Genomic DNA, 10,533 nt, shown 5'->3' with positions numbered 1-10,533 from the left:
CATCTGTTTCGCGCCTGTCTCCGGCGCAGCGACCAGCCAGTCAACGGCGCGCTGCGCGTGCGCCCCCGCGGTGAACAGGAACCGCGTATCGCCCTTCAGCATCTTGATCCACGAGTCGATATACGCCGCGTGGTTGTCGATGTGATCGGCGTAGAACCTCATGCGCTGGCCAATCAATGCCTCGGAAAAGCAGGCCACCAACTCCTCCTTAGCATATGCCTCCTTACCGAAACTCGACGCGCCGAAGCTCCGATCGAGCCGGTGGGATGCCTTTGTCGCGTGGGCCTTATGCCGATATCAGCATAAGTCGCATAATGCCGCGTTTTGGAACACGCCGTGGGGACAACCTAGTGTCCTGATCCCGTCAGGGTTGCCCGCGCGACAAAGCGGCATAGTGAAATGCCAGTGCCGCCATTCGTTGGCCGCTCGGCGAGGGTCAACTTCGAGCCCTTATTGACCAATGCCTCGATTTCAACATCGTTTGCTTTTCGCTGGAATCAGACACTGCAGAATCAAAATAAACGCGTGTGCTTGGCGCGGCCGGCGTGTCCATTTTTTCGAGCGATATGACGCTAAAATAAAGTGATATTGCGCGTGCTTTCGATCATGCTCGACCAAAGTGAGTGGCGTCGATGATGATCTGGCGAAAAAAGCAAAAACGACATCACGTCAGACCGCAACAAGAAGCGATATTGCACCGACAAGAATGAGGCTTGTTGCCCAGACAAGATCTAGATTGAACCAGCTTCTGGACAGAAACTTCAGCCCGAACCACCTGTAGACGCCGAAGGCGATCAGCCCGCCCGAGAGCGTCATCGCCAGCGTGTGGATCAGCGCCACGCCGACCGCGATCCCGGCGTTGGCGCTCATCAGGGCTTGGGCCGCGGCGTGCCCAGCGTCGGTGTCGACCGTCTGGCAGATGCCCAGATAAATCGGTACCAGCATCAGGCCCGCACCATGCGCCATGGCCGCAAGAAACGACCACAGCGCCAAGCGGGACGGCGGCACCCGCGCCAGAAAACGCGGATGACGGCGGTTGAAGACCAGCCAGACGCCAAGCCCGATTACCAGACAGGCCGCGGTGATCTGGATTTCGCGCTGCCACTGCGCCACGAACATCAGGGCGGTGAACGGAAACAGGATGGCCCCCATGGCCAGCAGGTGCCCCGCGGCAAGGGCACCGACCGCCTTGATCAGGCTGCGCGGCGTTCGGTCCATCAGCGCGGCAGAGACAGCCAGTGGCCACCCCATCCCCGGATTGATCCCGTGATATACGCCAGAGGCCACAACGGCCCACCAAAGGGCCGTTGCCGTCGTCATGTCCATCCCGCGTTACGCCGACGGATAACAGAAGCTGTCGGTCGAGCAGTCGCCGCCTTCCAGCCGGATCTGGTGGCTGCGGTATCCTTTCGGGAATTCGACAAAGAAATCCTTGTCCAGCGTCAGGCCGCCATTTTCGCCCACATTCGCCATCACCATCTGTCCGCCTTCGTCATCCGGATAGAACTGGTCGTCCCACGTGGAGTAGAGCGAGTTGGTCCAGTAGACACGCTTGCCGTCACGGCTGATCTCGACCATCTGCGGGGCGTAGGCGAAGGTCTTTCCGTTGGGATGCTTCGTCCCTCGCGCGATGCCGCCCAGTTCGACCTTGCCGGTCAATTTGGGGTTCATCGGGTCGGTGACGTCGTATTGATGCATCTCGCCCAGGCCCCAACACGCGACATAGAGATATTTGTCATCAAGGCTCAGGTCGATGTCGGTGACCAGCGGTGGCACCGCGCCGAAGCCTTTCAGCAAGGGCGGCAGATTTTCCGGGTCTTCCGGGCGCGGGTCGATGGTGATGGTCTTCTTGGTCTCGAACGTGTCGTCGTCCCTCTGCCACCATGTGAAGATTGCGCCTTGCAGGTTCGTCGTGTCCACCACGACGCCGCAGAAACCGTAGTCTTTCGACGGGTCATGCGCCGGGCGGATTTCCAGCGCCATCTGGTAATTCTCGCCCAGATCGATGGTCTGGACATTCTGGCGCGCGCGCAGGTTCCAGAAGTGGATGGAATGGCCGTATTTGTTGGCCAGAAGGTCCTCTGCCACGACGCCGTTCTCGAACTGCGGCGGCAGGCCCCATTCCGAACTGATCATGTAGTCGCGCGGCAGGTTCCACCAGAAATCATAGTGCTTGTCCTGCTTTCCTCGGTCCATCTCGTAGCGGCCGAGGATCTCGAAGGTTTCGCAGTCCATGATAAAGATGCCCGGAGGGCCGTCGGTCCCGTCCTCGCCGCCTCCGCCCAGGGTCGAGACGTAGATGCCTTCGGGTCCGCAGTGGATCGTGTGAGGGCGCGAATAGCCGGTCTTGGAAAAGACCTCCTCTGGTTCGATGATCTTGTGGATTTTCGCCTTCAAAGGTTCTTTCACGTCGATGATATAGATACGCGACGACCGGATGCCGGGAATGATCAGGTAGCGGCGCTCCAGAAAGGCGTGGCCAGACAAGGGCGAGAGGGACGCAGAACAGGCATTCCAGCCGAAATGGTGAAACTCGTCGCCGGTGTTGGGCATGATCACCTGGTGGACGATCTGGCCGTAGGTGTCGGACGCGGGGTCCACGTCGACGACTGCCAGTCCGTCGGGTTGCGATCCGTCCGGGCTGAGCATCAGTGTGAAAGCCAGCGTTTCGGGCGGGGCCTCCATGGCAAGTTTCGGGGTTGCGTGAAACGTTGGATCCGGTCTCAGGTTCATTGGTCGTTCCTCCCTTGAAAATGTCTTTGGCCTATCTCGATCTCCTCGGTCCGAGCCTATCCCGGAATTAAACAGCAGGGTGTTTTGTCTTTTTGGCGGATGCGGATATTGCCGAGGTGCCCTCTGCCGCCAGCGCACGTGCCCGTTCGCGCAGCACGAACTTCTGGATCTTTCCCGTCGTGGTGCGCGGGATCGGCATGAAGGCGATCCGACCCGGCACCTTGTACCCCGCCAGATGGTTGCGGCACCAATCCCGAAGCTGGTCCGGGTCCATGTCGGCCCCCTCTGACAGCTCGACAAAGGCACAAGGCGTTTCGCCCCACCGGTCGTGCGGCATGGCGACGACGGCCACGACGGCCACGTCGGGGTGACGATACAGCACCTCTTCGATCTCGATTGAGGAGATGTTCTCGCCACCAGAGATGATGACGTCCTTGGATCGATCCTTGAGCTGGATATATCCGTCGGGGTGCATGACGCCAAGGTCGCCGGAATGGAACCAGCCCCCGGCAAAGGCCTCCTGCGTTGCCTGCGGATTGCGGAAATAGCCTTTCATCACGACGTTTCCGCGAAACATGACCTCGCCCATCGTCTGGCCGTCGCGCGGAACGGGCAGCATCGTGTCAGGGTCCAGCACGTCGAGCTGTTCCAGCGGCAGATAGCGCACGCCTTGCCGGGATTTCAGACGCGCCTGTTCGGCAAGCGGCAGTTCGGACCAGCTGTCGTGCCAGTCGTTGACGACCGCAGGGCCGTAGGTTTCGGTCAGCCCATAAAGGTGGACAACATCGAAACCCGCTGTCTTCATGTCCGCCAACACCTTTTCGGGCGGCGGGGCGGCGGCGGTAAAAAACTGCACGTTGTGATGCAGCTCGCGTTTTGCCGCCGCGGGGGCCTGGATCATCAGCGACATGACGATCGGTGCGCCGCACAGGTGGGTCACGCCCTCATCGGCGAGTGCTGCCCAGATCGGTTCGGCCCGGACTTGTCGCAGGCAGACATGGGTGCCGATGATGGCTGACAGCGTCCAGGGAAAACACCAGCCGTTGCAATGGAACATCGGCAGCGTCCACAGATAGAACGCATGTTTCGGCATGGACGCCGTCAGCGCGTTCCCCTGTGCCAGCAGGCAGGCCCCGCGATGATGCGACACCACGCCCTTCGGATCGCCGGTCGTGCCAGAGGTGTAATTGATCGCGATGGCATCCCATTCGTCCAGCGGCATGAGCCAAGCGAAATCAGGCGCGCCACCCGCCACGAAAGCCTCGTAGTCGAAGGCATCTCCAGCGGCAAACGGTTCAGTGAATTCCGGGTCGTCGTATTGGATCAGAACCGGTTTCACCGCCGTCAGCGCCAGCGCATCCTGCATCAGTGGCATGAATTCGCGGTCCACGATCACCAGCTTTGCGCCGGCGTGATCCAGCTGGAACGCGATGATCGCCGCATCCAGTCGCGTATTTATCGAATGCAGCACCGCGCCGCACATCGGCACGCCGTAGTGGCATTCCAGCATTGCCGGCGTGTTGGCCAGCAGGGCCGAGACCGTATCCCCGCGCCCGATCCCCGCCTGCGTCAGCGCCGACGCCAACTGCCGCGACCGTCGGTAGAAATCAGCATAACTACGCCGCAGCGCGCCATGCACGATGGCCGTATGCTCCGGAAACACGCTGGCCGCGCGTTCCAGAAAGGTCAGCGGAGTGAGCGGCTGATGGTTCGCGGGGTTGCGGTCGAGCCCGATGTTGTAGGGGTTCGCGTCCGTCATTTCAGGCGCCCTGCCAAGCGGGGGCGCGTTTGGCAATGAAGGCGCCGATGCCTTCTTCTGCGTCGCGGGCCAGCATGTTGTCGACCATGACCTGCGTGGCGTAGTCGTAGGCGTCTGACAGCGTCATGTCGCGCTGCGCGTAGAAGGCGCGCTTGCCGGTCGCCAGCGTCATGCTGGATTTCGACGCGATCTTGCGCGCCAGCTCCATCGTGGTGTCTCGCAGGTCATCGATCGCGACGGACCTGTTAATCAACCCCATTTCTACCGCGCGGTCCGCCGGGATCATGTCGCCGGTCAGCAGCATTTCCATCGCGTGTTTGGCGGCCACGTTGCGCGACAGGGCGACCATGGGGGTCGAGCAAAACAGCCCGATGTGAACACCGGGGGTGCTGAACGTCGCCGTGTCGGCGGCAATGGCAAGGTCGCAGCTGGCGACAAGCTGGCAGCCTGCGGCGGTGGCCACGCCCGTCACCTCGGCGATGACTGGTTTCGGGCAGGTGACGATGCCCTGCATGACGCCCGAGCATTGCGTGAGAACCTGCGCGAAATAGGCGCGGCCCGCGTCCGAACCGCTGCGGCCTGCGGTCATTTCCTTCAGGTCGTGACCCGCACAGAAAGCGGGCCCCTTCGCGGCAAACACGATGACCCGGATCGCAGGATCGGCAGCGGCCCCTGCAAAGGCGGCCGCCAGTTCCGACAGCATCGCCTCTGACAGCGCGTTGCGCCGCGCGGGGTCGTTCAGGGTCAGACGCAGGATGCCGTCGGCGTCCAGTTCGTGCGTCAGGATGTCGGCCTTCAGCATGGCATCAGGCCCCCGCGTGTGCGGGGTGAAGAATATTAATCTCCACGCTGTCTGCCAGCGTGTTGGCGATGAAACAGTAGCGATGCGCGCGGTGCTGCATCTTGTCCAACTCGGCCTCCAATGGCGAAAAGCCGGTGTCGAACCGCACCACCGGGTGCAGATCGATCCGTGTCACCGACATCTGGCCCCGCGCATTCTTGCCAAGGTACGCGACCGCAAGATCGCTGTAGCTGGCCACAGGCCAAGCCGCCTTGGCCGCCAGCGCCAGAAAGGTCATCATGTGGCAACTGGACAGCGCCGAGGCGAGCGCCTGTTCGGGGTTGGTATGGGCCGGATCGCCGCCCCAATCGGGGGCGGCGTCCACGCAGATCTCGCAATCCTTGTTGAATTGCACGGTGTGTGCGCTGGAATACTTGCCGGTCATCAGTGCAGGTTCCGCACGCTGCCAGTGCAACTGGATCGAAAGGTCGGACATAGGTCGGATCTCTTGATGAGCCGGGCCGATTAGGCGGCGGCGAGTTTCTTCTTGGGATCGTAGAACGGCCGCTCCACGACGGTTGCTCGGGTCGGCCCGGACGGCATCATGACCTCGACCTCGGTCCCGATCTGCGCATGGGCGACCTCTACCATTGCCAAGGCAATGTTCCGTTCCAGCCGGGGCGAATAGACCGCCGATGTGACCTTGCCGATCTGCGCGCCGTTACTCTTGATCGGCCAGAAGGTGGTGTTCGGACGTTGCAGTGGCGCACCGTCGATGATCACGCCGACCTGCATGCGGGTGACACCCTGATCGCGGATGCGGCGCAGCGCGGCTTTGCCGATGAAATCGGCCTCGACGTCGAGATCCACGAGGCGGTCGAGTCCCAGCTCGTAGGGGTTCGTCTTGATATCCGCGTCCGCATGATAGGACAGCATCCCGCCTTCGATCCGGCGGATCGAGGAGGTATGGCCCGGCTTCAGGCCAAAGGCCATGCCCTCTACCATGATGCGTTCCCACAGCGCATCGCCATACGCACTGTCGCGCAGATAGATCTCGTAGCCCAACTCGCTGGACCAGCCGGTTCGCGACACAAGCAGCGGGATGCCGTCCAGTTCAAGTTCGCGGTGCCAGTAGTATTTCAGGTCAAGGATACTGTCACCGAACAGGGCCTGCATGATTTCGCCGGACTTCGGGCCCTGAAGTTGCAGCGGCGACACGTCAGGTTCACTGATCGTGACGCCAAGGCCTGAATGCACGGCGACGCCCTGTGCCCACAGCAGGATGTCGCTGTCGGCCAGCGAAATCCAGAAGTGGTTCTCGGCCAGGCGCAGCAGGATCGGATCGTTGAGGATGCCGCCCTCGGCATTCGTGATGAGGATATATTTGCACTGGCCGACGGCCATCTTCGACAGATCGCGCGGAGTCAGCATCTGCACGAAGCGTGCCGCATCGGGGCCGGTGATTTCGACCTGGCGTTCCACAGCCACGTCGCACAGGATCGCGTCGTTGACGAGGTTCCAGAAGTTCTGTTCCGGATCGCCGAAATCGCGCGGGATATACATGTGGTTGTAGACGGAAAAACCCTTTGCACCCCACCGTACGGTGGCGTCGAAAAAGGGTGATTTCCGGATCTGTGTGCCAAAGCCGAAGTCGTCTGCGTGCATTCTGTTTCCCCTCCTGCGCCACCGGCCGGATGGGCCGGGATCGACTGAACCTGCGGCGAATTTAGGTTCGAAAGATGGGCACGCTCGGTCTGAAAAACCGGCAGTTCCAGACTGGACGGGCTAATTTTCGGGCAGAATTTGTATCGTTTGGTCTGAGCGTGTCAGCCGACGTCTTTTCTCGCCAGTTTGGCAAGGTTTGGCCGACCTGCCTTGACGGTACGAGTCGCGATGTAGGTCATGTATCGGTCCACACTCACTTCGGCATCCAGCATCGCCTGCATCAGCGCTTGAAACGATGTAAGACTGGAACTGACGGCTTTCAGCACGTAATCCATGCCGCCGCCTGTCGCGATGCACTCTGTGATCTCGTCCCGGCCCATGACAAAGGCCTCGAACCTGTCAAAGTCGGCCTTGCGATGATGGGTCAGCGATACGGTGACCACGACCTGCGTCAGATCGCAGAGCCTGTCGATCGCGATGTCGCCGTAATAGCCCCGGATCAGACCCGCCGCCTTTAGCCGGTCCAGACGAGCCCAGCACGGCGTTGCCGATATGTTGGCAATCTCGGCCAGCTTTCCCTTGCTCAGCTGCCCGTATTGCTGCACCGCGCACAGGATGCGAATGTCGGTCGCGTCGAGACCAATCCTTTTCATTCTCAGTCCATCCGCACTGCATCAAGGGTCTGGCGGTGACACACCGCCGGTCGCGACTTTGCTAACACGCAAAACCCGGCTTCGCGGACAGTTTTTGCGACCGGTTCTACTTTGCCAGCGGCAAGGGACGGATGCCACGGGAGCCCTACGGATCAGAATGCCCGGCAACGGGCGTTTCGGCGCTCGATACGTTTTTGGTTTTCGGGTTGTAAGCATTCATCGACTGTTCGACCTCGCGCGGTAGCTTTGTCCGCATAGCAGGCACTTGCGCGGGGCGCGTCGAAGGTTCGCTTTGGGTCGAAATGCTTGGCAGCTGGGTGAGGATTGCTCGGCACTGCCTCCCCACAAGATCTCGAAATCCGTGGAATCGAGTCGCTTTCGCATACATTCGACAACCGTCGCTTTTCCGACCTCGGCGCATGGCATATTTCCGCCTGAGAAAAACACCACGCTCGCATTTTGCGTGTATCTCTGTATGATGGCACAACCCTTGATGGACTGTTCGAGAATAGTCTCATGGTCGGAACCGAGGACACCAACCCGTTTGTCCCAGCATCTCTGGTCAGCCTCGTGGTGCCTCATGCGAGAATGTTCCCAGTCCAGCCGGGAACCCACCGCGCGCTTTTGCCTGATCCCCACGAAGCTTGGAATTCGCAAATCCAGGAAAAGCGCTGCTCTTTATGCCGACGCCGTGCATTGCCGGCTGGGAAAGCTCGAACGCGCCGGGTCCTTACTCTCATCCGAGCCGCTCGAAACGGACGCTGGCGCTTCTCACGATCTGCAGCGCATCGTGCTCTGAATGCGCTGGCGGGCGCGGGCAGATCGGTCCATGTCTGATCGCCTGATATACGGTGTGCCCGTTCGAGAGGGTTATCTTCCGCTGGATGGCGAAGATCGAACGGTTTGGCTCAAACATGTCTGGAATACGGGGCTCCACACGCAGTCTTGGGAGGTCAAGCCGGACGACATCTCCCCAGACCTGATTGTCGAACGCGATCTACCGGATCCCCGGGATCAGTACCGGACCCAATCCGAGTGATTGATCTTACCCTCGTAATCCCCGTACTCGACCCTCACGGCGCGGTTCGAGAACCATCGGCCTGCATTTTCGGGGGGTGTGATAACCTGGCCGTGTTCAGTCACAAAGCTGGCCGGCCACGGTGTGGTCGAGCTGTAACGGCGGCTGAGGATGCGGCAATTGCGGATCTCGTGATCGCAGGACCGCAGAGACCAGGACCAATACTCCGTGCCCTCCGTGCGGTTGCCCCAATGGCGGCTCCTCCACCAGAGGACCCGCGTCCGGCGAAGCCAGGCATAATCCGGCGTTGAGATGTCGAGCTCCCGCTCCCCGGACGCACCGCCAAGTGGGACGGGCCCGGAGAACGAACAGACGCCAAAAGGCGGCTGAACCGGCCAGGGTGTGATCCGGCGGATCATCTCGGCATAGGCTTCTGCGCAAACATCGCTCGAGGGAAACCCACCCGCCATGCAGAGCATGATGGCGCAATCCATGTCGTAGGCGCGGGCCGCTTTTGTCGTGAACAATGAGGACACGAGCAGAATGACGGCTACCAGTTTTGGGACTCTCATGAGCACCTCCGAACCTTAAGCGTATTCTTGCCCAAATTACGTATCGCACAATATTACATATTGCTAAGCGGTGTCTTTGCGCGCTTTCCTGCCAAATGTAGAAGGGCTCCCAGTGGGGGTGCCCGGTGCCGATCGCGAGAGACCAAATCTTGATTACAATCGATGGGGTGAAGGACCTCATCGGGTCGGGAGTCGACTTCCGCTGTCGGTACGAGCTTGTCGGGTTCACGGACGATGGAAAGCCCCGCTACCAATGCGTCTATCTCCGCGAGAGAGAACCGGAAGCGGTGCTGGTTTCCACCCGTTTCGGCCCCTACGGGCCTGAAGCGCGGCTCTTCAACATCTGGCCAGGGCTCTTCAAGCATCACCACGAGTTCGGCGACGGTCGCAATCTGTGTTTTGGCAGCGACTACACTATTGCCCTCAGCACCCCGGGCGGAGGTGATGGTGTTCCGTCCGGACGGAAGCACAAGAACAACTGAAGGCTGGCATCGCCACGGGCCGTCTGCACAGGCCTCCCCATTGATATCCGCCAAGCTCGCCAATCCAGGACACGCCGACATTCTCGACGCCATTCGGGCAACCTCGTTACGGCACGCACAGAACCGGGCGCTTGGGCCGGTGGGGCTCGACGCCGAAGACTGGCACGCCCTCTTCCGCGCGCTGATCGAAGCCGAAAGCGCCTACCGCCCGGCGGCCATGAGCCCGAAAGGGGCTTTTGGCCTCGGCCAGCTCATGCCGGAAACCGCGCGGGCGCTTGGTATCGACCGCCGGGACATCGCGCAGAATCTCGACGGGTCTGCCCGGTATCTGCTCAGCCAACTCGAGGCCTTCGCAGATATCGATCACGCGCTCGCCGCCTACAACGCCGGGCCGCATCGCGTCATCCGATATGGGGGAGTGCCGCCGTTTCCCGAAACCCACCGCTACATTGCACGCATACATAACATCCGCGCACGAGTGTCGGCCCGCACGTCGCCCCGCCCAGCCCAAGGAGCACTTATCCCTCCCGGCCGAACAGCGGTTGTGCTGGGGCTCGACTAGAGGGGTCGGAGGGCGGGGATATGAGGATGAACCGAAAAGCTTCCGACCTCGCTTCCGCCTTCATCGGACTTTTGCTTTTATCGACCGACCCGGCAATGGCCCAGGACCTCTCACCGATCCAGGACATGCTCGAGACGGTCGAGGCCGCCCTCACGGGACCGATCGGTATCGCCGTCGCCACGCTTGCCGTGATCGGGACAGGGTTCATGTGCATGATGGGTCGCCTCAACTGGGGCTGGTTTGCCTCCGTCGTCATCGGGATTGTTCTGATCTTCTCGGCTGGCACCATAGTGGCGGGGTTCACCTGA

At 61.1% G+C, this 10,533-nt stretch carries 11 protein-coding genes and 1 pseudogene; 3 read left to right on the top strand and 9 right to left on the bottom strand.

Annotated elements, in window-relative coordinates; genetic code table 11:
- The 9 genes and pseudogenes from OCH239_RS16405 to OCH239_RS23370 form a co-directional block, all read right to left on the bottom strand.
- Positions 1 to 273, bottom strand: a pseudogene (locus OCH239_RS16405) (zincin-like metallopeptidase domain-containing protein); the annotation flags it as partial.
- A 396-nt stretch (positions 274 to 669) separates the two neighbouring features.
- Positions 670 to 1,320 (bottom strand): hypothetical protein, encoded by a 651-nt coding sequence (locus tag OCH239_RS16400; protein WP_425280293.1) that lies wholly within the window; start codon positions 1,318 to 1,320, stop codon positions 670 to 672.
- A gap of 12 nt (positions 1,321 to 1,332) precedes the next feature.
- Positions 1,333 to 2,733 carry a selenium-binding protein SBP56-related protein gene (locus tag OCH239_RS16395; protein ID WP_037264984.1) on the bottom strand — a complete coding sequence of 467 codons (1,401 nt, stop codon included), beginning with the start codon at positions 2,731 to 2,733 and terminating at the stop codon, positions 1,333 to 1,335.
- A 67-nt stretch (positions 2,734 to 2,800) separates the two neighbouring features.
- The gene (locus OCH239_RS16390; protein ID WP_051489540.1) at positions 2,801 to 4,492 is read right to left on the bottom strand and encodes an acyl-CoA synthetase; all 1,692 of its coding nucleotides are present in this window, start codon (positions 4,490 to 4,492) and stop codon (positions 2,801 to 2,803) included.
- Between the two features lies 1 nt (position 4,493).
- Positions 4,494 to 5,294 carry an enoyl-CoA hydratase gene (locus tag OCH239_RS16385; protein WP_037264981.1) on the bottom strand — a complete coding sequence of 267 codons (801 nt, stop codon included), beginning with the start codon at positions 5,292 to 5,294 and terminating at the stop codon, positions 4,494 to 4,496.
- Between the two features lie 4 nt (positions 5,295 to 5,298).
- Positions 5,299 to 5,769 (bottom strand): OsmC family protein, encoded by a 471-nt coding sequence (locus OCH239_RS16380; protein ID WP_037264978.1) that lies wholly within the window; start codon positions 5,767 to 5,769, stop codon positions 5,299 to 5,301.
- A gap of 29 nt (positions 5,770 to 5,798) precedes the next feature.
- Positions 5,799 to 6,938 (bottom strand): glycine cleavage T C-terminal barrel domain-containing protein, encoded by a 1,140-nt coding sequence (locus tag OCH239_RS16375; protein ID WP_037264975.1) that lies wholly within the window; start codon positions 6,936 to 6,938, stop codon positions 5,799 to 5,801.
- Positions 6,939 to 7,099: 161 nt separating this feature from the next.
- A complete protein-coding gene (locus tag OCH239_RS16370; RefSeq protein WP_037264972.1) occupies positions 7,100 to 7,591 on the bottom strand; it encodes an Lrp/AsnC family transcriptional regulator in 492 nt (163 codons plus the stop codon).
- Between the two features lie 1,014 nt (positions 7,592 to 8,605).
- Positions 8,606 to 9,181: a hypothetical protein gene (locus OCH239_RS23370; RefSeq protein WP_037264966.1), complete on the bottom strand. Its 576-nt coding sequence runs from the start codon at positions 9,179 to 9,181 to the stop codon at positions 8,606 to 8,608.
- 125 nt (positions 9,182 to 9,306) lie between these two features.
- Between OCH239_RS23370 and OCH239_RS16355 the strand changes: the two genes are divergently transcribed.
- Genes OCH239_RS16355 through OCH239_RS16345 form a run of 3 tightly spaced genes read left to right on the top strand, consistent with a single transcriptional unit; the run spans position 9,307 to position 10,533 of the window.
- The gene (locus tag OCH239_RS16355) at positions 9,307 to 9,663 is read left to right on the top strand and encodes a hypothetical protein (protein ID WP_037264963.1); all 357 of its coding nucleotides are present in this window, start codon (positions 9,307 to 9,309) and stop codon (positions 9,661 to 9,663) included.
- A gap of 40 nt (positions 9,664 to 9,703) precedes the next feature.
- Entirely contained in the window at positions 9,704 to 10,225 is a 522-nt protein-coding gene (locus tag OCH239_RS22185) for a lytic transglycosylase domain-containing protein (protein ID WP_244430371.1), read from the top strand.
- Positions 10,226 to 10,251: 26 nt separating this feature from the next.
- The gene (locus OCH239_RS16345) at positions 10,252 to 10,533 is read left to right on the top strand and encodes a TrbC/VirB2 family protein (protein WP_051489541.1); all 282 of its coding nucleotides are present in this window, start codon (positions 10,252 to 10,254) and stop codon (positions 10,531 to 10,533) included.

The sequence above is a fragment of the Roseivivax halodurans JCM 10272 genome (assembly GCF_000521785.1).
Lineage (GTDB): Bacteria > Pseudomonadota > Alphaproteobacteria > Rhodobacterales > Rhodobacteraceae > Roseivivax > Roseivivax halodurans.
This window is presented reverse-complemented; position numbering and strand designations above follow the sequence as displayed.

Excerpts from the sequence above, each read along its gene's own strand:
- OCH239_RS16400 (WP_425280293.1), bottom strand. The coding sequence starts at position 1,320 with ATGACGACGGCAACGGCCCTTTGGTGGGCCGTTGTGGCCTCTGGCGTA.
- OCH239_RS16395 (WP_037264984.1), bottom strand. The coding sequence starts at position 2,733 with ATGAACCTGAGACCGGATCCAACGTTTCACGCAACCCCGAAACTTGCC.
- OCH239_RS16390 (WP_051489540.1), bottom strand. The coding sequence starts at position 4,492 with ATGACGGACGCGAACCCCTACAACATCGGGCTCGACCGCAACCCCGCG.
- OCH239_RS16385 (WP_037264981.1), bottom strand. The coding sequence starts at position 5,294 with ATGCTGAAGGCCGACATCCTGACGCACGAACTGGACGCCGACGGCATC.
- OCH239_RS16380 (WP_037264978.1), bottom strand. The coding sequence starts at position 5,769 with ATGTCCGACCTTTCGATCCAGTTGCACTGGCAGCGTGCGGAACCTGCA.
- OCH239_RS16375 (WP_037264975.1), bottom strand. The coding sequence starts at position 6,938 with ATGCACGCAGACGACTTCGGCTTTGGCACACAGATCCGGAAATCACCC.
- OCH239_RS16370 (WP_037264972.1), bottom strand. The coding sequence starts at position 7,591 with ATGAAAAGGATTGGTCTCGACGCGACCGACATTCGCATCCTGTGCGCG.
- OCH239_RS23370 (WP_037264966.1), bottom strand. The coding sequence starts at position 9,181 with ATGAGAGTCCCAAAACTGGTAGCCGTCATTCTGCTCGTGTCCTCATTG.
- OCH239_RS16345 (WP_051489541.1), top strand. The coding sequence starts at position 10,252 with ATGAACCGAAAAGCTTCCGACCTCGCTTCCGCCTTCATCGGACTTTTG.